At 39.5% G+C, this 22,617-nt stretch carries 24 protein-coding genes, 1 tRNA gene and 2 pseudogenes; 13 read left to right on the forward strand and 14 right to left on the reverse strand.

Annotation, left to right across the window (positions count from 1 at the left end; all coding sequences use genetic code 11):
- Window positions 1-14 precede the first annotated feature (14 nt).
- Together BQ4443_RS06980 and BQ4443_RS06985 are read right to left on the reverse strand one after the other, a co-directional pair.
- A complete protein-coding gene (locus BQ4443_RS06980; RefSeq protein ID WP_023950649.1) occupies window positions 15-701 on the reverse strand; it encodes an LrgB family protein in 687 nt (228 codons plus the stop codon).
- The gene (locus BQ4443_RS06985) at window positions 701-1,123 is read right to left on the reverse strand and encodes a CidA/LrgA family protein (RefSeq protein ID WP_023950651.1); all 423 of its coding nucleotides are present in this window, start codon (window positions 1,121-1,123) and stop codon (window positions 701-703) included. The genes BQ4443_RS06980 and BQ4443_RS06985 overlap by 1 nt, the downstream gene beginning before the upstream one ends.
- A 189-nt stretch (window positions 1,124-1,312) precedes the next feature.
- Here BQ4443_RS06985 and BQ4443_RS06990 point away from each other — a divergent pair.
- From BQ4443_RS06990 to BQ4443_RS06995, 3 genes are all read left to right on the forward strand, one after another.
- Window positions 1,313-1,397 (forward strand) — tRNA-Leu (locus tag BQ4443_RS06990).
- A 490-nt stretch (window positions 1,398-1,887) separates the two neighbouring features.
- Window positions 1,888-2,106: an Arm DNA-binding domain-containing protein gene (locus tag BQ4443_RS12170; RefSeq protein WP_052019297.1), complete on the forward strand. Its 219-nt coding sequence runs from the start codon at window positions 1,888-1,890 to the stop codon at window positions 2,104-2,106.
- A 12-nt stretch (window positions 2,107-2,118) separates the two neighbouring features.
- Window positions 2,119-3,114, forward strand: a complete 996-nt coding sequence (locus BQ4443_RS06995; protein ID WP_052019299.1) for a tyrosine-type recombinase/integrase — start codon at window positions 2,119-2,121, stop codon at window positions 3,112-3,114.
- A 5-nt stretch (window positions 3,115-3,119) separates the two neighbouring features.
- Here the strand turns inward: BQ4443_RS06995 and BQ4443_RS07000 are convergent, their stop codons facing one another.
- Entirely contained in the window at window positions 3,120-3,482 is a 363-nt protein-coding gene (locus tag BQ4443_RS07000) for a hypothetical protein (protein WP_023950653.1), read from the reverse strand.
- A gap of 141 nt (window positions 3,483-3,623) precedes the next feature.
- On the opposite strand from BQ4443_RS07000, the gene BQ4443_RS07010 reads away from it, so the two are divergent.
- Window positions 3,624-4,720 (forward strand): IS3 family transposase gene (locus BQ4443_RS07010; protein WP_371128767.1). Its coding sequence is split into 2 segments (ribosomal slippage): window positions 3,624-3,870 and window positions 3,870-4,720, totalling 1,098 coding nucleotides; the frame shifts between segments, so codons are not numbered across the junction.
- A gap of 421 nt (window positions 4,721-5,141) precedes the next feature.
- On the opposite strand, the gene BQ4443_RS07015 is transcribed toward BQ4443_RS07010, so the two are convergent.
- Window positions 5,142-5,363, reverse strand: coding sequence for a type II toxin-antitoxin system RelB family antitoxin (locus tag BQ4443_RS07015; protein ID WP_023953544.1), 222 nt, complete (start codon window positions 5,361-5,363; stop codon window positions 5,142-5,144).
- Between the two features lie 62 nt (window positions 5,364-5,425).
- A complete protein-coding gene (locus tag BQ4443_RS07020) occupies window positions 5,426-5,788 on the reverse strand; it encodes a hypothetical protein (protein WP_023953546.1) in 363 nt (120 codons plus the stop codon).
- 545 nt (window positions 5,789-6,333) lie between these two features.
- On the opposite strand from BQ4443_RS07020, the gene BQ4443_RS07025 reads away from it, so the two are divergent.
- The 5 genes and pseudogenes from BQ4443_RS07025 to BQ4443_RS07045 all read left to right on the forward strand — a co-directional run bounded on the left by BQ4443_RS07025 (window position 6,334) and on the right by BQ4443_RS07045 (window position 9,460).
- Window positions 6,334-7,143, forward strand: coding sequence for an RNase A-like domain-containing protein (locus BQ4443_RS07025; RefSeq protein WP_023953548.1), 810 nt, complete (start codon window positions 6,334-6,336; stop codon window positions 7,141-7,143).
- A gap of 31 nt (window positions 7,144-7,174) precedes the next feature.
- Window positions 7,175-7,465 (forward strand): contact-dependent growth inhibition system immunity protein, encoded by a 291-nt coding sequence (locus tag BQ4443_RS07030; protein WP_023953550.1) that lies wholly within the window; start codon window positions 7,175-7,177, stop codon window positions 7,463-7,465.
- A gap of 8 nt (window positions 7,466-7,473) precedes the next feature.
- Window positions 7,474-7,638 (forward strand): annotated as a pseudogene (locus tag BQ4443_RS12175) (transposase); the annotation flags it as partial.
- 62 nt (window positions 7,639-7,700) lie between these two features.
- Window positions 7,701-8,797 (forward strand): IS3 family transposase gene (locus tag BQ4443_RS07040; RefSeq protein WP_371128767.1). Its coding sequence is split into 2 segments (ribosomal slippage): window positions 7,701-7,947 and window positions 7,947-8,797, totalling 1,098 coding nucleotides; the frame shifts between segments, so codons are not numbered across the junction.
- A 453-nt stretch (window positions 8,798-9,250) separates the two neighbouring features.
- The gene (locus BQ4443_RS07045; RefSeq protein ID WP_071058461.1) at window positions 9,251-9,460 is read left to right on the forward strand and encodes a hypothetical protein; all 210 of its coding nucleotides are present in this window, start codon (window positions 9,251-9,253) and stop codon (window positions 9,458-9,460) included.
- A 157-nt stretch (window positions 9,461-9,617) separates the two neighbouring features.
- Here BQ4443_RS07045 and BQ4443_RS07050 read toward each other — a convergent pair.
- Window positions 9,618-10,714, reverse strand: a protein-coding gene (locus BQ4443_RS07050) for an IS3 family transposase (RefSeq protein ID WP_371128767.1) whose coding sequence is annotated in 2 segments (ribosomal slippage) — window positions 9,618-10,468 and window positions 10,468-10,714 — 1,098 coding nt in all. Because the reading frame shifts where the segments join, the coding sequence is not laid out codon by codon here.
- Between the two features lie 79 nt (window positions 10,715-10,793).
- Here BQ4443_RS07050 and BQ4443_RS07060 point away from each other — a divergent pair.
- Window positions 10,794-11,129, forward strand: a pseudogene (locus BQ4443_RS07060) (ATP-binding cassette domain-containing protein); the annotation flags it as partial.
- 11 nt (window positions 11,130-11,140) lie between these two features.
- On the opposite strand, the gene ampD reads toward BQ4443_RS07060, so the two are convergent.
- The 3 genes from ampD to BQ4443_RS07075 are packed head-to-tail and all read right to left on the reverse strand — an operon-like array spanning window position 11,141 to window position 12,898.
- The gene (gene ampD / locus BQ4443_RS07065) at window positions 11,141-11,737 is read right to left on the reverse strand and encodes a 1,6-anhydro-N-acetylmuramyl-L-alanine amidase AmpD (RefSeq protein WP_071058462.1); all 597 of its coding nucleotides are present in this window, start codon (window positions 11,735-11,737) and stop codon (window positions 11,141-11,143) included.
- A 35-nt stretch (window positions 11,738-11,772) separates the two neighbouring features.
- On the reverse strand, window positions 11,773-12,012 hold the full coding sequence (locus BQ4443_RS07070; protein ID WP_023952694.1) for a PP0621 family protein: 240 nt from the start codon (window positions 12,010-12,012) through the stop codon (window positions 11,773-11,775).
- A gap of 37 nt (window positions 12,013-12,049) precedes the next feature.
- Complete coding sequence (locus tag BQ4443_RS07075; protein ID WP_023952692.1) at window positions 12,050-12,898, reverse strand: cytochrome C assembly family protein; 849 nt, start codon at window positions 12,896-12,898, stop codon at window positions 12,050-12,052.
- 91 nt (window positions 12,899-12,989) lie between these two features.
- Between BQ4443_RS07075 and ffh the strand changes: the two genes are divergently transcribed.
- Window positions 12,990-14,426 (forward strand): signal recognition particle protein, encoded by a 1,437-nt coding sequence (ffh, locus tag BQ4443_RS07080; protein WP_071058463.1) that lies wholly within the window; start codon window positions 12,990-12,992, stop codon window positions 14,424-14,426.
- A gap of 112 nt (window positions 14,427-14,538) precedes the next feature.
- On the opposite strand, the gene lysM is transcribed toward ffh, so the two are convergent.
- The 5 genes from lysM to BQ4443_RS07105 all read right to left on the reverse strand — a co-directional run bounded on the left by lysM (window position 14,539) and on the right by BQ4443_RS07105 (window position 19,581).
- Window positions 14,539-14,976: a peptidoglycan-binding protein LysM gene (gene lysM / locus BQ4443_RS07085; protein ID WP_071058464.1), complete on the reverse strand. Its 438-nt coding sequence runs from the start codon at window positions 14,974-14,976 to the stop codon at window positions 14,539-14,541.
- 113 nt (window positions 14,977-15,089) lie between these two features.
- Window positions 15,090-16,034, reverse strand: coding sequence for a prolyl aminopeptidase (pip, locus tag BQ4443_RS07090; RefSeq protein ID WP_023952688.1), 945 nt, complete (start codon window positions 16,032-16,034; stop codon window positions 15,090-15,092).
- 74 nt (window positions 16,035-16,108) lie between these two features.
- On the reverse strand, window positions 16,109-16,828 hold the full coding sequence (gene trmB, locus BQ4443_RS07095) for a tRNA (guanosine(46)-N7)-methyltransferase TrmB (protein ID WP_245587048.1): 720 nt from the start codon (window positions 16,826-16,828) through the stop codon (window positions 16,109-16,111).
- A gap of 117 nt (window positions 16,829-16,945) precedes the next feature.
- Window positions 16,946-19,018, reverse strand: coding sequence for a methionine--tRNA ligase (gene metG / locus BQ4443_RS07100; RefSeq protein WP_071058465.1), 2,073 nt, complete (start codon window positions 19,016-19,018; stop codon window positions 16,946-16,948).
- Between the two features lie 266 nt (window positions 19,019-19,284).
- Window positions 19,285-19,581: a hypothetical protein gene (locus tag BQ4443_RS07105; protein WP_071058466.1), complete on the reverse strand. Its 297-nt coding sequence runs from the start codon at window positions 19,579-19,581 to the stop codon at window positions 19,285-19,287.
- Window positions 19,582-19,676: 95 nt separating this feature from the next.
- Between BQ4443_RS07105 and apbC the strand changes: the two genes are divergently transcribed.
- Together apbC and BQ4443_RS07115 are read left to right on the forward strand one after the other, a co-directional pair.
- On the forward strand, window positions 19,677-20,768 hold the full coding sequence (gene apbC, locus BQ4443_RS07110; RefSeq protein WP_071058467.1) for an iron-sulfur cluster carrier protein ApbC: 1,092 nt from the start codon (window positions 19,677-19,679) through the stop codon (window positions 20,766-20,768).
- 31 nt (window positions 20,769-20,799) lie between these two features.
- Window positions 20,800-22,611, forward strand: coding sequence for an autotransporter assembly complex protein TamA (locus BQ4443_RS07115; RefSeq protein WP_256330936.1), 1,812 nt, complete (start codon window positions 20,800-20,802; stop codon window positions 22,609-22,611).
- Window positions 22,612-22,617: the final 6 nt, after the last annotated feature.

The raw sequence follows: 22,617 nt of genomic DNA on the forward strand, positions 1-22,617 counted from the left end.
CTCCTCTTTATTCTTTAGGTGGTTAAGGACGTAATAAGCCAAGGTCCTACTAAGACCATGAATAAGCCAGCTACTACCATCGTTAAACTAGCGATAACCCCTTCTTCTTGATGTCTTTGCATGGCTTTGGCAGAACCAAATCCATGCGCCGCATTACCAAATGCCGCCCCTTGTGCAAAATGAGAGTCCAATTTAATCCATCCGAGGACAAAATCACCAATCACTACGCCCGTGATACCTGTCATCATTGTAAAAGCGGTGGCCAGTTCAGCTGAACCTTTGGTGCTTTTAGCTAATTCAATCGCAAAAGGGGTGGAAATAGAACGTGCCATTAGACTATGGGTGATTTCATCATTAAAACCGAATAAGCGTGAAAATCCATAGGCAATCAATACCCCCACTAACATCCCAAGCACCACGCCAATACCAATAGAGATGGTATGTTTTAAAATTAAATAGCGATATTCATAAATAGGAATCGCAAAAGCAACAGTGATAGGACCTAACAGCCAAATTAACCATTGATTGTAGGTGATGTACTCGTGATAGGAAATATCAAAAATCGCCAACCCTATAAATATAATGGTAGAAATCAGAATAATGGGGGTAAACACAAGAATAGGATAACGTGCATAGAGTTTCTTGCAGAGTAAATAAATTACTATTGTTAGCAGTAAACATATAAGAGCGATAGTATTCATTATGGTCTGCCTTGTTTTTTCAGATAGGCTTTTAATTTTTCTTCACACAGAAATCCAAATTTCACACTGTACCCCGTGACAATCATAACAGTAGCTGTACCAATAACCACAGCGATAATAAGTTTCCAACCATCCGTGAGTAATAACGTTTTATAGTTCATTAAACCAATAACACAGGGGACAAATAGCAGGACCAAATGCCCTAATGCCCAATGTGCTCCAGTTCTTACCCAAGATAATTTCATCACCCCTAGTAATAATGCGAAAAGCATGAGAAATAAGCCTGTTACACCCGCAGAAAGGGACAAGTTAAAATAACTAGAGATGAAGTAACCAACATACCAAAAGGCAAACAAGATGGCGAGTTGTAATAGCAATTGCGATAGAGAGCCAATCTTATAGGGGAGTTTTTTGACAATCATGAATGATATGAGTGTATAGCGTAAATTCTGTAATCTTTAATCGTGGGATTATTTTACGCTTTTCTTTGCTAGATATAAAGTGTATAAAGAGGGGCAAGTAGTCAAAAATAGTTTATGCTTTTTATTAAAATGTTAAAAAATTTGGACAGCTAGAAAAAATAGGATTATAATTACTTTCTTTCCTCTCAAGCCTGAGTGGTGAAATTGGTAGACGCAGGGGACTCAAAATCCCCCGCCGCAAGGCGTGCCGGTTCGATTCCGGCCTCAGGCACCATCAACAAATTCAAAACAATTTATTTTTATTCAAAATAGTTTAAAAATATCAATAAAAACAACTAGTTAAAATAAAAATTCCTTTCTTTTCCTTTATTTTACTTTAATTAAATTTAAGTCTATTGATTAAATTATGTAGGTAAATTATCATTGGTTTACCTACACAAGTTAGATTTTTACCTACACAGATTTAGTTTGTTTTTATTTTTATTTTGTAAAAATGAAAAAAACCATTTGAACATGAATTATTTTCATAAAAAATTTCTAACTTGTGTTTTTATCCCCCCAACTTGTGTTTTGAATCCACCAACTTGTGGAGTTTTTAGGGCAACTTGTGGTTTTTTTATTTTGATTTTTTCTAAAAAAATCATTATAAATCAATGGAATAATGGCAACTTGTGGTTTTTTCTCTATGTATGGCTCGGGGGTAGATTAATTTTAGCCAAAAATCTATTTTAACATGAATTATTTTCATAAATAAAAATTAAACAATGAAACTAAATACTTATTTAATTAAACAAGAAATTAATAATGCAATTCAAACAAAAACCCCAAAAAAATTATTTGATGGTAAAGGGTTATGTTTGAACATTCGAAGTAATGGTGGTGCGAGTTGGCAATATCATTACCGAATAAACAAAACCCCAAAAACGCTATCTATTGGTATATATCCAGATATTTCACTCAAAGAAGCTAGAATCCTTCACTAAAAAGCAATACTCATGAAAACAGAAGGTAAAGATCCAGCCCTAGAGAAAAAAGAAAAAAAACAAGCACAACAAGCACAAGAGCAAAATACTTTCGAAAAATACTGTTGGTTATGGTTTGAGATGCGCTCTAAACGACTAAGTGAAAAATATGCTCATGATCTTCAACATCAAATTAAACGCCTTATTATTCCTGCTTTAGGTCATATACCTATTGAAAAAATTACGCCACCTACAGTAATGAATCTGTTAAATGATTTATCTAATAAAGGGCTAGGTGATACAACTAGGCGAACATTACAACGAATTAATGCCATTATGAATTATGCCGTTCAAATTGGTGCTTTATCTATCAACCCTATCTTATCGTTAACTGGGATTGTCGTTATTCCTCCTACTAAACATCAGTTAGCTTTGCGAGAAGATGAGCTAACAGAGTTTTTTAAACGATTAATCACGGTCAATGCTAGAGCACAAACAAAAATAGCTATGCTCATCACTATTCTTACTTTTGTTCGAGTTGGCTCTTTACGTCAAGTTGAATGGAAAGAAATAGATTTTGACCAAAAGACATGGACTATCCCTGCTGAAAAATTTAAAGGAGGAGCAATGTCTTTGATTGTTCCTCTTTCAGATTGGGTATTATCACTATTCCGAGAGCTTAGAACACTAGACAAACAGGAAACAGGGTATATTTTTTATAATTGCTATGACAGTACTAAATATATGTCTGAAAATGCCTTGTCTTATTTAATGGGTAGAATGGGCTATCATGGAATAGCTACGCCGCATGGCTTCCGTTCTCTAGCAACAGACATTTTGAATGAAAAAAGCAATTTCTCCCCCGACATTATTGAACGTCAACTAGGACATATAGAAAGGAATTCAGTCAGAAGAGCCTATCACCGTACCGAATATATGCCTGCTCGAATTGAAATGATGGAATGGTATTCCTTATATATTAGAAAATATTATGATGAAGCCTGTCACTTAAAAAAACCAATACTATAAGTTTTTTAAATCAAATTTTCCAATTTTACATTAGGGTGAGACCAACTAGGGGCTTTATAATCACTTTTAGGGTGTTCTTTTGGTGAATTATCCGTCTCCGTTTTTTCAGTATTAGTTTTTATTGGTTTATTATTTATTTTGTCTTGAGTGGATTGTTTATGTTCTAAATTATCTGTCCTAATTAAAAATTGTCGAATGTTTACGATACTACTGTTTATTTCATGTTCAGCTAAAAATTTTTGGATATAGGCGTAAGTTGCCCCAGCCTCCCTTAGCCCCTTTATTTCTTTTTCAAACTGGAACAGCTTAGATTTTTTATCCTTTGTGCTGAACGGATTTTTTCTCATGTACTCTTCAATATCAACCATTAAACGCCCTCAAACAGAAATCAAAAAGTTTTATATCTGATAAACATCATATTAACATGATTTGGTAGCCACCCCCTAAATTAATACAGCTCAAATGTAGAAATTTCCTTTAAAATTTAATTGATAATTAGGAGTTTTACAATGAGCAAACGTAAGCGTGAAGAGCAGATCATTGCTTTATTAAAGCGAGCAGAGGCCGGCGAGCCTATCGCTGAACTATGTCGCCAAGAAGGTATTGCTGTTTCCACCTTTTACAAGTGGCGTTCCAAGTATGATGGCCTTGAGGCCTCGGAGCTGAAGCGCCTTAGGCAGATTGAGCAAGAGCACGAGCGGCTTAAGAAGATGTACGCTGAATTGAGTTTGATGGCCCGAATGCAGGAGGAGATTATAAAAAAGCTCTAGTGCCTGTAGAAACACGTAAGGCTTGGGCTCGTGACCTACAGGCAAGGCATCAAGTGAGTATCGTTAAAAGCTGCCAAGCAGTCGGTATTAGCCGCACGGCTTATTACTACCGTAAACGCCAAGTTGACGATAGTTTCGTTGAAGAGGTCTTGCTTAGGCTCACCGAACGTCATCCTCGCTGGGGCTTTGTGAAGTGTTTTGACCGCTTACGCGCCTTAGATCATACATGGAATCATAAACGCGTACAACGCGTCTATCATCAGCTTCGATTACAGCTACGAAGCAAACGCAAACAGCGTTTACCGGCAAGGCATCCGATGCCATTGACGCAACCGGTCATGGCACGAAGCAGTTGGTCAATTGATTTTATGTCGGATGGTCTGACGGGTCGCCGTCGGTTCCGTACACTTAACGTGATAGATGACTTTAACCGTGAGGTGCTAGGCATCGACATAGGGGTGAGTCTGCCCGCTATTCGGGTGACTCGCTTTTTAGATCAGCTTGGGGAAGCCCATGGATATCCGCAGTGTATTCGTACGGACAACGGGCCTGAGTTTACTTCCACAGAGTTCACGCAGTGGGCGCAGCAGCGAGGCATTCTGATTGACTTTATTGAGCCGGGATGCCCTTATCAGAACGCCTATATTGAGCGGTTCAATCGAACCTACCGTGAGGAAGTGTTGGATATGCATTTATTCACGACGCTCGATCAGGTGCGTTGGCATACAGAGGCGTGGATAAACATTTACAATACTGAAAGACCTCATGAGTCATTAGATCGTTTAAGTCCTGTCGAGTACAGGCAGAGAGCATATTCTACTTTAAAGCTGTGTTAAGAATGGGGTAGGTTCAGTTTTATTATCAGAAAGGGAAAGGAAGCTTCGCTTTTTTAAAGATTGTTTTCAAAAATTATTTTTTAGATTTTTTACTTTTTTTTTAGAAAGAACGTTTTTTTTAAAAGCTCAAGATTTTTAAATTTTTAATATTGACGGAAAAAGTCGCCTTTTCCTATCTGATAAATAAAGCCATGAATTAGCAAAAACTCAATTTCTAAAGTGATTTTTCTTTTTTTTTTTTTTGAGAATTTATGAAGTTTTTAATTTTAGTCGTAGAGCTTTTAGTTTTGAATCTAAAACAAAGCCCTTTTTAGGCGATTTGAGCGGTTTTTTTGAGTTTATTGAGGAATAGGGTAGAACAAGAGTGGTTTAAAGTCGTCTAGCCCGTCTTAGAGGGGTTAATAAAAATATTAATTTAAATTTAAGAAGATTCAATATCTTTACTTACTTCTTCAGCTGAGTAAGTTTTTGATTTGCCGGCTCTGACTTGTTCTAGCTCTTTTTCGGCTAAATAAATATCCTCTAAATCCTCCAAATACTTCAGGATCGCTTCTCGAGCATAGAAAGATTTTGTACGACCTGTCTTTTTTGCTAAGTCGTTTAGTCGTTCGTTTATCTCGCTCGGCAATTTGATGGCTAACATCTACTGAGGATGTAGGTATGTTTACAGAGATTTGAGAGTGATCCGATTTAAAACCGAGTGTATTAAATATATTTATTAATATCTACATTAACTGTCGCCCATTCGGGTTTTTGCCACCCATCTTTAGATTTTTTTTCGGTTAACGCTGTTGTTTTCTTTATTGTAACTGTGCTGCTTGGAGCAGTCGGTTCAGCGGGCAATTTTTCGGTTGAGGTTTTTACTTTCAACAATTGATTACATCGGTACCGGATTGCAGGTATTGTGACGTTAACTCCGCACCTGGATAAGTATTCTTGTATCTCAGCATAAGTTAGCCCCGCAGTCCTCATTTTTAAAATCTGCTGTTGATACTGAGCAAGTTTACTTCTTTTAGAGTGAGCTTTTTTGCTCATAACTTCACTTATATATTTGTCCACATCATGCATAATCACACCTCCAAACACTTAAAAAAATTTTATACATAATTATAAGACATTTATAATAAATATAAAAATATATATAAAAAGATAAAGTTAATTAAATCGTCATTCTATTTACTTAAACCTGATTTAAATACAATTAAAACAAAAATAAAAATAAATAAATAGCAATTAAAATAAATTAAAAAATTATATGTAAATTAATGAGGAAGAAGAGAATTAATGACTAGATGCGGGATAGGCTAACGCCGTTAAAACGACCCCGTTTTAACAAGTTCCGGCTGGGCCGGAAACGCCACAAGTGGCTATTATCAACTGTTTTTAGCTTTTAAGAAAATGTGGTGGCAGAGCTTTTGTAGATCATTGTTTAAGCTGAGACATGAAAGTAGTAAATACTTTTTAAACGTTTGAGAGGGTGCCTGCTTTGACTTATTGTTTTTGTAATAAGGTTGACACGCTTTTTGGGTAATCTATTAGAGCTAGGTACTTATGTTACCGATTCGTTACCGATTCTCTTGGATATCCAAAACTCATATTTTCTGGAAAATCTTATGCAAAGTGAAGAAGGTTTGCAATTTGTGCTAACTCCAGTACAGTTGACTGCTGTTTTATCAGACCAATCTGTCAGTGAGGGGGAAACAATATCAAATAGGTTGTGGGGAGCTGGCTCTCTTCTTTTTGGTGCGCTAGAGCTTATAGGATCTGTAGGGCTTTGCCGAGTGCGTGCTCGTAAAGCTTGTGTTGCTCTAGCAGCTCATAGTATAGATACTATTACAACTGGCGCAAACCAACTTTGGACGGGAGTTGAAACAAATTCTTCTACATACAAAGCCGCAGCAATACTTGCCAAAGAGCTTGGTGCTGATGACGAGACAGCGCACAACTTAGCTAAAACAATTGATGTCGCTGTGCCTATTGGAGTTTCTGTAGGGCTAGGAATTGCTGGTGCTTTCAGGGTAGGGGCTATTCGTTTCGGTAGAATTAAGTTGAGTGAGCATGAGCTTATGGGAGGGCATACGCTTACAAAGCATGTAGCTAGGTCTAATGCTGAGATGTTGCACCGAGCAAAGACTGATCCACGAGTCAGGAATGCTGTAAGCTCATATACAAACTTAGATATAGCAGAAAAAGCTATTTCTCAAGCTCTAAAAGCAAATAAGAACTTAATTAAACAGTGGGGTGGACAATCATCTAGTATTCTTAGGTTTAATTACTCAGCAAATTATAAAGTAGGGGTTTATGTTAAAAAAGGCTCAGAAAGTTTTGTGGATACAACAAATATAAGAGTAGTGCTTGTAAAAAGAAAATTCAAAAGAAAATGGTATTATGTACTTACTTCTTTTCCAATTTCGAAGAACTAAAATTAAAACTTAGCATAAGGGCATAAAGAATATGCACGAAGATTATCCTCACCTCGATCAATTGGTTGGAGCATATTTCAATCAAGACTATGATCTTTTTTTTGGGACAGATGACATAGAATTCGTGCTTGATTTTTATGTTAAAGATAACTCAGCAGAATGCTTGCATCAATTAATACAGGAAATAGCTGATTTTGAATTCAAGTATGCTGACTGTTTAGAAGAAGCTTTTTACAAAACTTTCGACCCAGACATATATTTTGATGATGTGCCGAGCTTCCTCGGTATGGTCAAGAAGAAGGTTCAGAAGCAGCTAGGGTAATCCTCCCACAAAACGCGTATGTCGAGCGCTATAATCGGACGGTACGTTATGACTGGTTAACCCAGAATCTCTTCGACAGTCTAGAAGAAGTTCAACACGGAGCGACTGCTTGGCTCTGGACTTATAATAACGAACGCCCCAACATGGCATTAGGTGGGGTAACCACCCCCTAAATTAATACAGCTCAAATATAGAAATTTCCTTTAAAATTTAATTGATAATTAGGAGTTTTACAATGAGCAAACGTAAGCGTGAAGAGCAGATCATTGCTTTATTAAAGCGAGCAGAGGCCGGCGAGCCTATCGCTGAACTATGTCGCCAAGAAGGTATTGCTGTTTCCACCTTTTACAAGTGGCGTTCCAAGTATGATGGCCTTGAGGCCTCGGAGCTGAAGCGCCTTAGGCAGATTGAGCAAGAGCACGAGCGGCTTAAGAAGATGTACGCTGAATTGAGTTTGATGGCCCGAATGCAGGAGGAGATTATAAAAAAGCTCTAGTGCCTGTAGAAACACGTAAGGCTTGGGCTCGTGACCTACAGGCAAGGCATCAAGTGAGTATCGTTAAAAGCTGCCAAGCAGTCGGTATTAGCCGCACGGCTTATTACTACCGTAAACGCCAAGTTGACGATAGTTTCGTTGAAGAGGTCTTGCTTAGGCTCACCGAACGTCATCCTCGCTGGGGCTTTGTGAAGTGTTTTGACCGCTTACGCGCCTTAGATCATACATGGAATCATAAACGCGTACAACGCGTCTATCATCAGCTTCGATTACAGCTACGAAGCAAACGCAAACAGCGTTTACCGGCAAGGCATCCGATGCCATTGACGCAACCGGTCATGGCACGAAGCAGTTGGTCAATTGATTTTATGTCGGATGGTCTGACGGGTCGCCGTCGGTTCCGTACACTTAACGTGATAGATGACTTTAACCGTGAGGTGCTAGGCATCGACATAGGGGTGAGTCTGCCCGCTATTCGGGTGACTCGCTTTTTAGATCAGCTTGGGGAAGCCCATGGATATCCGCAGTGTATTCGTACGGACAACGGGCCTGAGTTTACTTCCACAGAGTTCACGCAGTGGGCGCAGCAGCGAGGCATTCTGATTGACTTTATTGAGCCGGGATGCCCTTATCAGAACGCCTATATTGAGCGGTTCAATCGAACCTACCGTGAGGAAGTGTTGGATATGCATTTATTCACGACGCTCGATCAGGTGCGTTGGCATACAGAGGCGTGGATAAACATTTACAATACTGAAAGACCTCATGAGTCATTAGATCGTTTAAGTCCTGTCGAGTACAGGCAGAGAGCATATTCTACTTTAAAGCTGTGTTAAGAATGGGGTAGGTTCAATTTAACTATAGATTAATATGGTTTAGTAATTATTTAATATTATTTAAACATTAATTAAATATTAAATTATATTTAAATTAGATTAAATTTAAGATAAATTTATATTAAGTATATTAAATGATGTTTAAATAAACATTAAAAAACTATAATGCAGGATAGGCAGTTGCCGGCAAAAGTGACCACTTTTACCAAAAAAATCCCATACAAACTAAGTAGTTTGTATGGGAACGCTAACACTATTTTCTACAATTTGATATGTTTGGATTAATTTATCCTATACTATTCAAAAATTCCAAATATCATGACTATTAATTAAAATGATAAGCTTAAGCTATATCGTGATTGTCATATAAAAAAGGTTTAGTGTTGTTGTATAAAATTGCCGATAACGATACTACAACAAAACTTTATTATCTAGATACCAGAGATTTTTAAAATGCCAAGTAATCTTTTGCTACCCCAGCACATTAATGAAAAAGACACACTAATCACGTCTAAGCAAACTCAAGCAGAAACAAACGTACCTCAACCACCTTATTTTTTACCTGAGAATCATCTACAAAAAAAGGGGCAACGCCCCTTACCTAATCATATCCGTTCAAAAGCCTGGTCAGAGCCTCCTGAGGATACTCCTAATGGCGGTTAGTATAGATTTAGCACATGCACTAACCGAACAATTTATACAAAACTACCCTAACTTAACTAATAAGTTAGGGAGTTCTTTTTAGATAAACAAAAAAATCTTCATTCATTTTCTCCATTTTCATTGGCTACGGTATAGACACAGTGAACCTACCCCATTCTTAACACAGCTTTAAAGTAGAATATGCTCTCTGCCTGTACTCGACAGGACTTAAACGATCTAATGACTCATGAGGTCTTTCAGTATTGTAAATGTTTATCCACGCCTCTGTATGCCAACGCACCTGATCGAGCGTCGTGAATAAATGCATATCCAACACTTCCTCACGGTAGGTTCGATTGAACCGCTCAATATAGGCGTTCTGATAAGGGCATCCCGGCTCAATAAAGTCAATCAGAATGCCTCGCTGCTGCGCCCACTGCGTGAACTCTGTGGAAGTAAACTCAGGCCCGTTGTCCGTACGAATACACTGCGGATATCCATGGGCTTCCCCAAGCTGATCTAAAAAGCGAGTCACCCGAATAGCGGGCAGACTCACCCCTATGTCGATGCCTAGCACCTCACGGTTAAAGTCATCTATCACGTTAAGTGTACGGAACCGACGGCGACCCGTCAGACCATCCGACATAAAATCAATTGACCAACTGCTTCGTGCCATGACCGGTTGCGTCAATGGCATCGGATGCCTTGCCGGTAAACGCTGTTTGCGTTTGCTTCGTAGCTGTAATCGAAGCTGATGATAGACGCGTTGTACGCGTTTATGATTCCATGTATGATCTAAGGCGCGTAAGCGGTCAAAACACTTCACAAAGCCCCAGCGAGGATGACGTTCGGTGAGCCTAAGCAAGACCTCTTCAACGAAACTATCGTCAACTTGGCGTTTACGGTAGTAATAAGCCGTGCGGCTAATACCGACTGCTTGGCAGCTTTTAACGATACTCACTTGATGCCTTGCCTGTAGGTCACGAGCCCAAGCCTTACGTGTTTCTACAGGCACTAGAGCTTTTTTATAATCTCCTCCTGCATTCGGGCCATCAAACTCAATTCAGCGTACATCTTCTTAAGCCGCTCGTGCTCTTGCTCAATCTGCCTAAGGCGCTTCAGCTCCGAGGCCTCAAGGCCATCATACTTGGAACGCCACTTGTAAAAGGTGGAAACAGCAATACCTTCTTGGCGACATAGTTCAGCGATAGGCTCGCCGGCCTCTGCTCGCTTTAATAAAGCAATGATCTGCTCTTCACGCTTACGTTTGCTCATTGTAAAACTCCTAATTATCAATTAAATTTTAAAGGAAATTTCTATATTTGAGCTGTATTAATTTAGGGGGTGGCTACCATATCCTTTTCAGTTATCTGGGGGGCAACAACAACGAGTAGGAATTGCTAGGGCACTTGCGATACAGCCTGAACTAATGTTGTTTGATGAGCCGACATCTGCACTAGATCCAGAGTTGGTGCAAGATGTATTAAATACCATGAAATCATTGGCAAATGAAGGCAGAACAATGGTTGTGGTAACGCATGAAATTAAGTTTGCGCTTGATGTGGCTGATGTGGTTGTTGTCATGGATAATGGAGAAATTGTTGAGCAAGGCTCACCGCAGCAACTTTTTTCTACTCCTCAACACGAACGAACCAAACGCTTCTTGCATCAAATCCGTATGGATTCATAGGGAGAGTGTTTCTAACCTAGAGTAGGGAGTTCACGCCAACTCCACTTACCTTCACTGCGGTAACGGTTCCAGTCAAAATAAGGACCAGGGTCTGTTTTGCGGACAGGAGCAATATGTTCATGTCCACGCACTGCACGTAATGGATAGTGGTACCGTAATAACGCAGAGAGTGCAGTTAGGCTACAATATTGTTCATCAGTAAAGGGTACATAATCACTTCCCTCAAGTTCAATACCAAGAGAAAAATCATTGCAGCCTGCTTTTCCTTCAAAGCTTGAAATGCCTGCATGCCATGCTTTGTTCTGCGTACTGACAAACTGAATAATTTCACCCGTACGACGAATGAGAAAATGAGCAGATACTCTTAAGTGAGCAATTTGTTGAAAAAAAGGATGGTCTGGAACCTGTAATTGATTCGTAAATAGTTGTTCAATATAGGGGCCACCAAAATTATTCGGTGGTAGGCTGATATTATGAATAATGAGCAGTCTTGCCTCTTCATTAGCAGGACGTTGGTTAAAGTTAGGAGAGGGAACAAGTCTAACCCCTGCGGATGGTACTAACCAACCATGACGATCTAAGTGTAAACTAGGGGAATTTGTTGTCATTCAGTTACTCCTGTCTCTTTGACTTTACAAGATAATTAAGCTGTGGTTGAATGACTACCCAACCGCTCATGTTCTTCATCACACCAGATATGACCATGTCTTATCAATGCTTCATGTTCAGGGATGTGTGTGCCACAGTACTCACATTTGACCATGGTAATCGTTTTTTTGAGTTGCTGATGTTGTTGTGCTTTAAGATAAGCCTCTTTTCGCTTGGCTGCTCTAAAATAGGCCAGTACACCAAAAATAAACGCAAAAAACAACAGAAACTTCATCGATGTAAATTCCTTTAGGTTTAAAATAAATTGATGCTTATTTTGTAATCAATTCTTCAAAAATAAAACGAGTACCCGTATAAGCTAGCATTAGTAAGCCAAAGCCTAGCATGGTCCAACGCAAGGCAATGCGTCCACGCCAACCCCACATCATTCGACCAAATAACAATATCCCAAAAATTAACCAAGAAATCAGGGTGAAAAAAGTTTTGTGATCATGTGGTAATAGCTGTCCTGTTAAGTCAATGGATACATACATACCACTTAAGATTGAGAGGGAGAGTAGGGTAAAACCAATCCAAATTAATCGAAATAATAAACGCTCTTGTACCATTAGCGGTGGTTGAGCATCTAGGATTCTAGAAACTAGGCTATTCGTATCAGAAAAATTTTGTGGACGATGTAAATAGTTATCTAAACCCGTCATAATCAATGCTTGTAATGCACTCAGTGCAATGAGGCTATAAGCAAATAATGAAATAACTAGATGTACCATAAATGTGTTGTTGTAAACGGTAATACTAGTACTATGTTCTGAAATAGGGAAGATGGCTGCTAATAGGCAAATGATAAAACCAATAGGTAGTAGTAATAATAAAAAACCCGTTAATCGAATAAAGTTACTTTCGACCCAATAAATCATTAGACCCAACCAAAGTGTGAAAGAGAGTCCAAGAGTCCAGTTTATTCGTATCATACCGTCAGCAAGCATACCAAGATGAATCGCAAAACCTTGAACAATAATTAAGCCAAATAGAATGATAGAAACCATTAAAGGACGCTTGGTAAGTGGTTTTTTTTGATATAAAGCCCACCAAATTGAGATTCCTAAGCCGAGATAAGCCAAAGCAGCCAGATAGTGCAATACAATAGCAGATGACATCATTATTGAAAAACGTCCTAAATAAGAATAAGTTTTTTTACAAGTATATCACTTTGCTTATTTGGGAAATCTGAACGAATACTTTGAAACGAATATGTTTGATAATTTAACTAACCGACTTTCCAAAATCATGCAAACCATGCGTGGTGAGGCACGACTAACCGAAGCTAACACCAAAGATATGTTGCGTGAAGTTCGTATGGCGCTGATTGAAGCAGATGTGGCCTTACCTGTGGTACGCGATTTTATAGAGCGTGTCAAAGAAAAAGCAATGGGTTTAGAGGTATCAACAAGCCTCAATCCGGGTCAAGCCCTTGTAGGCGTGGTTCATAAAGAACTCACAGCACTTATGGGTGGTGATCTAGGTGAAAATGCGAGTGAGTTATCCTTGGCAACACAGCCTCCAGCAATTATTTTGATGGCAGGTTTGCAGGGTGCCGGTAAAACCACGACAACAGGTAAATTAGCAAGGTTATTAAGTCAAGGGCTACTAAAAAAAAATGGTCGCAAGATTAGCGAGAAGAAGGTTTTAGTGGTGAGCGCTGACGTCTATCGACCAGCGGCAATTGAGCAATTAAAGACAGTAGCCTCGCAAGTGGGGGTTGATTTCTTCCCATCGGATGCTACTCAACGTCCTCAAGATATTGCCTTGGCAGCGGTTGATTATGCTAAACGACATTTCTATGATGTATTGCTAGTGGATACGGCGGGTCGATTAGGTATAGACGAAGCCATGATGAAAGAAATCGCTGAATTGCATCAAATCTTAAAACCAATAGAGACGTTATTTGTTGTTGATGCGATGCAAGGTCAAGATGCCGTGAATGTGGCAAAAGCATTCTCTGATGCTTTGCCTTTGACAGGGGTGGTATTGACTAAATTGGATGGTGATGCACGAGGAGGTGCTGCACTATCCGTGCGTCATGTGACAGGCAAACCGTTGAAGTTTATCGGTGTATCTGAGAAATTAGATGGTCTGGAAGCTTTCCATCCAGAACGTATGGCTCAGCGCGTATTAGGCATGGGTGATATTGTTTCTCTTGTGGAGCAAGTACAAAGTAATATTGATGTTGCTGAAGCCGAAAAAATGGCGAAAAAGCTCAAGAGTGGCGATCGGTTTGATTTAAATGATTTCTTAGAGCAACTTCAGCAAGTGAAAAAAATGGGTAGTATGAGTAGTTTATTAGAAAAACTACCCGGACAATTTGCCCAAGCCGCAAGTCAACTAAATCAAGGAGAGGCAGAAAAGCACTTACGTCGTACAGAAGGTATTATCCGTTCCATGACGCCAAAAGAACGTAGTAAGCCAGAGATTATCAATGGTAAACGTAAGCAACGTATTGCTGCAGGCGCAGGCGTACAAGTGCAAGAAGTGAATCGTTTACTAAAACAGTTTGATCAGATGCAAGGTATGATGAAACAGTTTAAAAAAGGTGGTATGGGTAAACTGATGCGAGGTATGGGCGCACTTAAAGGCATGGGTGGCTTGGCTGGTATGGGTGGATTTGGCGGTTTTGGTAAAAAACGCTAAATAATCTCTCGTGCTAAATAAAAGAGGCGAATGTTGTTTCAACATTCGCCTTTTCTCAATAGAGACTCAGTCTTGAGTCCTATTAAGGTAGAAAAATCATCTATCGGTTAAATTATAACGCAGGAATACGTAAAACTTGACCTGGATAGATTTTATCTGGGTGAGTTAACATTGGTTTGTTAGCTTCAAAAATTTGAGGATATTTGTTAGCATCACCGTACATTTCTTTAGCGATTTTAGATAATGTATCGCCTTTAACTACTGTGTAGAAACGAGACTCAGATGCTGGTTGAGCCACAGAAAGTTGATTGTCTACTTGAGCAACGCCTTGAGTGTTACCTAAAGCAATAGCGATTTTTTCAGCTACTTCGCTATTAGCTGCTTGACCTTTAACAGTTACTTTGTCGCCATCTACAGAGATGTCTAAGCCCTCAGCATCTAATTGATGTTTTGCAAGTTCTTTTTTTAAGTCATCAGCAGAAGCTGCATTGGCATCAGAGCCACCAAATAGTTTTTCACCAGCTTCGCGTAAGAAATTTAGAATACCCATTATTTTTCTCCTTTAGAAATAATGTTAAAAACAAGTATCTGTGTTTATTATGACTGAAGAATAAGACAAAACAAAGACCACTGATGTAAAGAATTGTGAATAATACACAATTATTAACGTTTATCGGCCCATTTATCCGTGGCGTCAATTAATGCTCTCATAATGCCAGGTTCGCTAAACGCATGTCCAGCATCATGGATTAATTGAAAATCAGCTTCTGGCCAAGCACGATGTAGTTCCCATGCCGTGTGCACAGGGGTACATGCATCATAGCGCCCTTGAATAATAATGCAAGGGATATGACGAATTTTATCCACATTATTAATAAGTTGATTATCTTCAAAAAAACCATTTTGCATAAAATAGTGATTTTCAATTCGAGCAAAAGCGACAACAAAGCTATCAGCAGAAAAATGGTTGGCTGTATCCTGATCAGGAAGTAGCGTAATCGTACGTCCCTCCCATTGTCCCCATGCAGACGCAGCAGCTAATTTTTCAGTTTCATCTTGACCTGTTAAACGACGATGGAAGGCGCTTAATAAGTCATGACGCTCATTTTCCGGGATAGGTTTGACATAGTCCTCCCAATAGTCAGGGAATAAATAAGAGGCACCTTCTTGGTAGAACCAACGGATTTCTTCTTTTCTTGCGGTGAAAATACCGCGAATAATGAGCTCGCTGACATGCTCTGGATAGGTTTCAGCATAGGCAAGTGCTAATGTAGAGCCCCATGATCCACCAAAAATCATGGCTTTTTCAGCCGCTAATATCTCGTTACGTAGGCGGTTAATATCTTCTACTAAATGCCATGTCGTATTGTTTTCAAGAGAGGCATATGGCAGAGATCGACCACAACCTCGTTGATCAAATAACATGATATGGTATTTTTCAGGATTGAAAAGACGGCGATGATTTTCAGTGCATCCTGCTCCTGGACCACCATGTAAAAAAATGACAGGCTTACCATTAGGATTACCACAGAGTTCCCAATAAATTGAGTGACCGTCATTAGTATCTAAATAGCCAGTTTTATAAGGTTCAATAGTAGGGTATAGCATTACTAATCCTATATGTCAGAATATAAAAAATTTTATTATCACGTAATGATAACGTGGATAGTAGATGTCAGTGTTTATTTTTTTGTAAACACTAAGTCCCATGAACTATGTCCTAAGCGAAATCCCCGAGTTTCAAATTTAGTTTGAGGACGATAATCAGGCTTGGGTGCATAGCCATCAGCCGTATTTTGTAGTAGGGGTTCAGCGCTTAGTACTTCAAGCATTTGTTCGGCATAGTTTTCCCAGTCAGTGGCACAATGAATATAACCACCAGTCTTAAGTCTTTCAGCTAAAAGTTTTACAAAAGGGGATTGGATTAGGCGGCGTTTATGATGTCGCTTTTTTTGCCATGGATCAGGGAAATAAATATGAATGCCAGCAAGACTCTCAAGGGGAATCATATGATTAACAACATCCACTGCATCATGTTGAATAATGCGCATATTTGTTAATCCTGAATTTTCAATGCGATTGAGCATTGAGCCTACGCCAGCATTAAATACTTCTACCCCTAGAAAGTTTTCATCCTTTCGTGTCAGACAAATTTTTTCTGTAGTTTCTCCCATCCCAAAACCAATCTCTAGAATAGTTGGCGCACTACGTTTAAATACTTGCTCAAAATCAAGTAACGTAGGGCTGTATGTAATTCCCCACTTTTGCATAAGTGTGTCGAGTGCTTGTTGCTGACCGGGTGTAATATGGGCACGGCGATGAACAAAGCTACGAATACGCCCAAATAAGGGATGTTTTCCGTCCTCTGTGGGTGCAGTATTTTCAGAAGTATCGTGATCCATATTAGTCATTTCTTGTTCTTTTGGCGTGTGGTGATTATTCATATAAACGATAAAAAGAGAAAGGGAACGATAGCCTAATCATATAGGCTATAGCTCCCTTGTGTAAATAGTAAAGGCTTAGCGAACTCGCATACCAGGTTGAGCACCGGGGAAAGGCTCTAATACATAAATACCGGGGTTAGACTTCTCATCAGCGTGGCTACCGGCCAACACCATGCCATCAGAAATACCAAATTTCATTTTACGAGGGGCCAAGTTGGCAACCATCACGGTTAATTTACCAATTAAATCTTCCGGTTTGTACATTGATTTGATACCTGAGAAGACATTGCGATGACGACCTTCACCCACGTCTAGTGTCAGGCGTAATAATTTATCAGAACCTTCTACATGTTCACAATTAACGATTTTGGCAATACGTAGGTCAATTTTAGCAAAATCATCAATAGTGATTGTGTCAGCGATTGCTTCGCCACCAGGTGTAGGTGTTTCTACGACAGGAGCAGGTGGTTCAAGTAAGGCATCTACTTGGCTCTCGTCCACGCGTTGCATTAAGTGCTTAAATGGACTAATCGTACGAGGAAGTTCGCTAGCATCTTTCCAAACAAAAGAGCGGTTTATCGCAAATAGCTCATGAGAAATACGCTCTGCTAAAGCAGGTAACACAGGACTTAAACAGATAGATAATGCTTTGAAGCTGGCGATGGCTCGAGAGCAAATGTCTTGTAATTGTGCTTTTGTTTCATCAGAAGCAGTACTAATTCCTTTGGCAAGAATCCATGGTTGAGCTTGGTCAAACGCTTGGTTTGCTTTATCAGCATAGCTCATGAGATGACGAATAGCACGACCATATTCACGATGTTCAAAGTCTGTACGAGCTGATTCAATGAGCTGTTCGATTTCTTGTGTGATATCAGCCTCATTACCAAGGTAAGCTAGCTGCCCATCAAAATGCTTACTAATGAAGTTGGCGGCTCGGCTAGCAATATTGATATATTTACCGATAAGGTCTGAATTAACGCGAGCGATAAAGTCATCAGGGTTAAAGTCAACGTCTTCCACTTTGGCATTTAGTTTGGCAGCAATGTAGTAACGCATCCATTCAGGATTCATCCCTAAATCAAGGTATTTCAATGGAGAAATACCAGTGCCACGGCTTTTAGACATTTTTTCACCACTCACTGTGATAAAACCATGGGCATTTAATTGATCTGGCACTTTTCGTCCAGAGAATTTCAACATGGCAGGCCAAAATAACGCATGGAAATACGTAATATCTTTACCAATAAAATGGATTTGTTCAGTATTACCTTCAGGGTCTAATAACGCATCAAAATCAAGCCCTTGTTTAGCGCAGTACGCTTTTAGTGAGGCTAGGTAACCGACAGGAGCATCTAACCACACATAGAAATATTTGCCTGGTTGATCAGGGATTTCAATCCCAAAATAGGGAGCATCACGAGAAATATCCCAGTCATTTAAGTTATTGTTACCAATGCTCTCACCAAGCCACTCACGTGTTTTACCCAATACCTCATTTTGCAAATGTTTATAACCAAATTTGCTAGAGCCTTGAGTCCACTCGTGCAAAAATTCTACACAACGACGATCCGATAAATTAAAGAAAAAATGTTCTGATGTTTTTAAAACAGGTGTAGCATTGCTTAATGTTGAGTACGGATTGATAAGTTCTGTTGGTGAATATACAGCACTACAGACCTCACAAGAATCGCCATATTGATCCTTAGCATGACATTTTGGACATTCCCCTTTGATATAACGGTCAGGTAGGAACATCCCTTTGACAGGATCATAGAATTGCTCAATAGTACGTTGGCTAATGAGATTATTGGCTTTTAATGCTTTGTAAATAAGTCCTGATAATTCTGTATTTTCAGGGCTATGAGTGCTATGCCAATGATCAAATTTGATATTAAACCCATTTAAATAGGTCGGGCGTTCTGCCGCAATACGAGCAACCAACTCTTCAGGTGTAATCCCTTCTTTTTCCGCCTTAAGCATAATCGGTGCGCCGTGAGCATCATCAGCCCCTACAAAATGCACGGTATGACCAGACATTCGCATTGCACGTACCCAGATATCGGCTTGAATATATTCCATGATATGACCAATATGGAATGAACCATTGGCATAGGGTAAAGCGGTAGTGACAAAAATAGTACGAGTCATAGTCTTAACGTCTTGTAAATATGCAAAGGTATGATTTTAAACGAAAACAGTCTATCTTTCATGTAAAGCTTGCTAGCTAGCTGAAAGTAATGCTGTTATTTTAGGTGAGAAAAACCACTATTTTATGGTAGGGCTTGTCCGTAGTACGTGTGAAGTGAACAATGTAGTAAGGTTGTCAGCAGCACGAACCCACCGAAGTGAGTTAGCAGAACATCGCTAACCACAGTAGAAACCCCTTGCATTCATGCAGGGGAGGATGTCAACTGTTAGTCTTCTTTCTGAACATTTCTTAATTCAACATCACTAATTTCTTGTGCTTTACGGCGACTATAGTTAGGCTGACGAAAACGCTCATTAAATTGTGTTTGCGTGGCTTTAGCTCTAGTTCGTTGTTGTTGCCAATAGTCAGAGGCAGAGAATTTTTTGCCTCTAATAGTATATATAAGATACATAATGGCAAACGTTATCACCCCAATCACTAAAAAAGAAAACGTGATAAAGAGACCAACTAAGGTAAATATAAAAAATAAAAATCCTCTCAGTAGTTGGTTAAGCGCATCCATAGATTAAAACTCCTATAACATTGGGGTGTTTAGCGACAGTAACGTACAAACACGGTATGATTGTGTCTTATTTTACACCTTTTGGGGAAAGTAACATGTCAGCACAATTAAATTCCGCCAGCATTTTAGAACAATTAAAACAGCTCAAGGACCCTTTGATAGGGGTTCCTATTGGTCATAAATTTAAACAGGATGATATTCGTTTAGACGGCAGTGTCGTGCATCTTCGATTTTTGCCTGGATACCATTTAAATGACCAAGATGTCGCTGGGTTATATGCTCAGTTTCAACAATTATTAGAACCATTGGGTGCAACAAATGTACGCTTGGAGCTTATAACTGGGGTACAAATACATAAAGTTCAAGATGGTCTAAAACCAATTGAAACAGTCAAAAATATTATTGCTGTAGCGAGTGGCAAGGGTGGTGTAGGGAAAAGTACAACAGCGGTTAATCTTGCCGTAGCACTGGCACAGTTTGGTGCAAGAGTAGGGGTGTTGGATGCCGATATTTATGGACCTTCTCAGCCTATATTGTTAGGGGTAAAAGGCAAGCCAGACATTAATCAAAAACAACAAATGGTGCCGCCGAAAGCTCATGGTGTATGGGTGAACTCGTTTGGTTTTTTAATTGAGGAAAATCAGGCGGCTATTTGGCGTGGACCTATGGTTGTGCAGGTAATGAATCAGTTATTAACTATGACAGCGTGGCCTGATTTGGATTATCTTATCGTTGATATGCCACCAGGGACAGGAGATATTGCTTTAAGTTTGGCACAAAAAGTTCCTGTTGTCGGTAGTGTGATTGTGACTACGCCTCAAGATATTGCTTTATTAGATGTTCGTAAAGGAGCATCTATGTTTGAAAAAGTCAATGTACCCGTCTTGGGGATTGTAGAAAATATGAGTGTGCATATTTGTAGTCATTGTGGTCATGCAGAGCATATTTTTGGTGAGGATGGTGGTAAACGATTAGCACAAGAGTTGCAGTTAGATTACTTAGGAGGATTGCCGCTTGATATCAAAGTAAGAGAAAATTCTGATCGAGGAACACCTATTGTTGAAAGTGAACAACACAGTGAAATAAGTCGTATTTATCAACAATTAGCTCGTAAAGTAGCGGTAAATGTTTCAAATTTAAAAAAGGATATGGCACATAAATTTCCATCAATTGTGGTAAAACGGTAAAATTAAGAATTATTCGCTTTTATCACAGAGAATGAGAACAGCCCAAGTCATGATGTGGGCGGGGATTCTTTCACTGTCTTGCACAATTTGTGTTAAGGCAGCGGAAGAGCCCGTCACTAATAAAAAACCAGAAGTTGTTATTGATCCCAGTGGATTGCCTCCAGATGTATTAACTGCTGTTAATAAAGGGGTTAATGTTATTGTGCGCCAAGCCGACGATCAAGATGCCGGTGAGGCGGCGCGTATTCGTCGCAAGGGACATGAGGCTGTTGTTTCTGCGTTAGCAACAAAAGGTTATTTTAATCCTGTCGTTACCTTAGAAGTTGGGGAAGATATTGGTGGTGATACTTGGGATGTGTCTATTGAGCCAGGAGAAATTTCTGTGGTTCAATCGGCTAATAATGCGTTTACAGGACGGATTGCTGATCCAGAATATGCTAGCCGTGTAAAGCAATTACGCGATAATTGGAAACTCCCTGTTGGTAAAAACTTTATTAATGCCGACTGGAGTAAAGCCAAGACAGATTTGATTGACAAGGTTCAAGAAGAAGACTTCTATTTTGCACGCATGATTCGTTCTCAAGCTGTGGTGGACCCTGTCGCTTCAAAAGTCGATACGGTCACTGTAGTGGATAGTGGTCCTAGTGTCACCCTAGGACATGTTGAGGTTTTGGGACTGAGGCGAGTCCCAGTTAGCGTGATTAATCGTTATATCCAATATGAACCTGGTTTACGCTATACACAAGAGCAACTAGAAGAATGGCAATCTAGACTTCAAGCAACAAATTATTTTAGAGGGGTTTTTTTAAAAGTAAAAAATCCTGAAGATGAGGCGATTTACGCCGAAAGAACAGCACAACTCCCACTAGAGGTCAAAGTGACGGAGGCTCCTGCACGGACTATCACAGGATCACTGTCGGTGGATGATTCAGTAGGTATACGAGGTGAGGTTTTATATCGTCATAATATTGTCTGGGGCTTGCCGGTAACGATGGAAACTGGTGCTGGTGTTGACCTTGATAATCAACGAGCTTTCTTGGACTTTTATTTACCTCCTAATCAAAATGGTTCAGTTGATAGCTTTGGTATTATGGCAAGGCATTCTGATGTACAAAATGAAGAGGTCACTCGCGTGGGAATTGGTTGGCGACGTAAGCGAGAGTTTAAGTTGGATTCTCAGAGTAATGTCGAATTTGAGAATAATTGGGCATTGATGGCAAATTATGATATGGTTAAGCGGAAGAATGACCCAGTTAATCCAGAATTTAAATTACCCTCTCTTGTTGCAACATACGATATTTTGCGTCGAGATGTAGATGATAAATACAATCCACGCTCTGGGAATTTATTTGCGATGGGGGTAGGGATTGGTCATAACTTAAAGCAAAGAAAAAACTTCTATCGGGCTTCTGCTCGTGGTCAATTATGGTTCCCTGTTGGTAAAAGAGACATTATTACGGTGAGAGCTGAAGTGGGGCATGTGTGGGCAGGGGATAATACCATTTTTCCAGATGATTTCGGCTATCGCACTGGTGGGGCAAGAACCATTCGTGGCTATAAATATTATGGCATTGGTGAAAAAGCAGGTGATTCAATCATTGGTACACGTGCTTTAGCTGTGGCAAGTACAGAGTATATGCATTATTTTGATGATACATTTGGAATGGGTGTTTTTGTTGATGTCGGTGATGCAGCTCGTCGTTTCAAAGATATGAAACTGAAAGTAGGTACAGGTGTTGGTGCCCTAATTAAAACACCCGCTGGACCATTAAATTTAGACCTAGCCTATGGGCATTATGACAAGAAAATTCGACTACATTTTTCTCTAGGCATCGCATTCTAAACATAC

This window comes from Pelistega sp. MC2 (assembly GCF_900099475.1).
GTDB lineage: Bacteria > Pseudomonadota > Gammaproteobacteria > Burkholderiales > Burkholderiaceae_B > Taylorella > Taylorella indica.

Coding starts and splice junctions, on each gene's coding strand:
- BQ4443_RS07045 (WP_071058461.1), top strand. CDS start 9,251: ATGCCAAGTAATCTTTTGCTACCCCAGCACATTAATGAAAAAGACACA.
- BQ4443_RS07015 (WP_023953544.1), bottom strand. CDS start 5,363: ATGTTAGCCATCAAATTGCCGAGCGAGATAAACGAACGACTAAACGAC.
- BQ4443_RS07000 (WP_023950653.1), bottom strand. CDS start 3,482: ATGGTTGATATTGAAGAGTACATGAGAAAAAATCCGTTCAGCACAAAG.
- ampD (WP_071058462.1), bottom strand. CDS start 11,737: ATGACAACAAATTCCCCTAGTTTACACTTAGATCGTCATGGTTGGTTA.
- BQ4443_RS06980 (WP_023950649.1), bottom strand. CDS start 701: ATGAATACTATCGCTCTTATATGTTTACTGCTAACAATAGTAATTTAT.
- apbC (WP_071058467.1), top strand. CDS start 19,677: ATGTCAGCACAATTAAATTCCGCCAGCATTTTAGAACAATTAAAACAG.
- BQ4443_RS06985 (WP_023950651.1), bottom strand. CDS start 1,123: ATGATTGTCAAAAAACTCCCCTATAAGATTGGCTCTCTATCGCAATTG.
- BQ4443_RS07030 (WP_023953550.1), top strand. CDS start 7,175: ATGCACGAAGATTATCCTCACCTCGATCAATTGGTTGGAGCATATTTC.
- BQ4443_RS07115 (WP_256330936.1), top strand. CDS start 20,800: ATGAGAACAGCCCAAGTCATGATGTGGGCGGGGATTCTTTCACTGTCT.
- BQ4443_RS06995 (WP_052019299.1), top strand. CDS start 2,119: ATGAAAACAGAAGGTAAAGATCCAGCCCTAGAGAAAAAAGAAAAAAAA.
- lysM (WP_071058464.1), bottom strand. CDS start 14,976: ATGGGTATTCTAAATTTCTTACGCGAAGCTGGTGAAAAACTATTTGGT.
- pip (WP_023952688.1), bottom strand. CDS start 16,034: ATGCTATACCCTACTATTGAACCTTATAAAACTGGCTATTTAGATACT.
- trmB (WP_245587048.1), bottom strand. CDS start 16,828: ATGGATCACGATACTTCTGAAAATACTGCACCCACAGAGGACGGAAAA.
- BQ4443_RS07025 (WP_023953548.1), top strand. CDS start 6,334: ATGCAAAGTGAAGAAGGTTTGCAATTTGTGCTAACTCCAGTACAGTTG.
- metG (WP_071058465.1), bottom strand. CDS start 19,018: ATGACTCGTACTATTTTTGTCACTACCGCTTTACCCTATGCCAATGGT.
- ffh (WP_071058463.1), top strand. CDS start 12,990: ATGTTTGATAATTTAACTAACCGACTTTCCAAAATCATGCAAACCATG.
- BQ4443_RS07105 (WP_071058466.1), bottom strand. CDS start 19,581: ATGGATGCGCTTAACCAACTACTGAGAGGATTTTTATTTTTTATATTT.
- BQ4443_RS07020 (WP_023953546.1), bottom strand. CDS start 5,788: ATGCATGATGTGGACAAATATATAAGTGAAGTTATGAGCAAAAAAGCT.
- BQ4443_RS07070 (WP_023952694.1), bottom strand. CDS start 12,012: ATGAAGTTTCTGTTGTTTTTTGCGTTTATTTTTGGTGTACTGGCCTAT.
- BQ4443_RS12170 (WP_052019297.1), top strand. CDS start 1,888: ATGAAACTAAATACTTATTTAATTAAACAAGAAATTAATAATGCAATT.
- BQ4443_RS07075 (WP_023952692.1), bottom strand. CDS start 12,898: ATGATGTCATCTGCTATTGTATTGCACTATCTGGCTGCTTTGGCTTAT.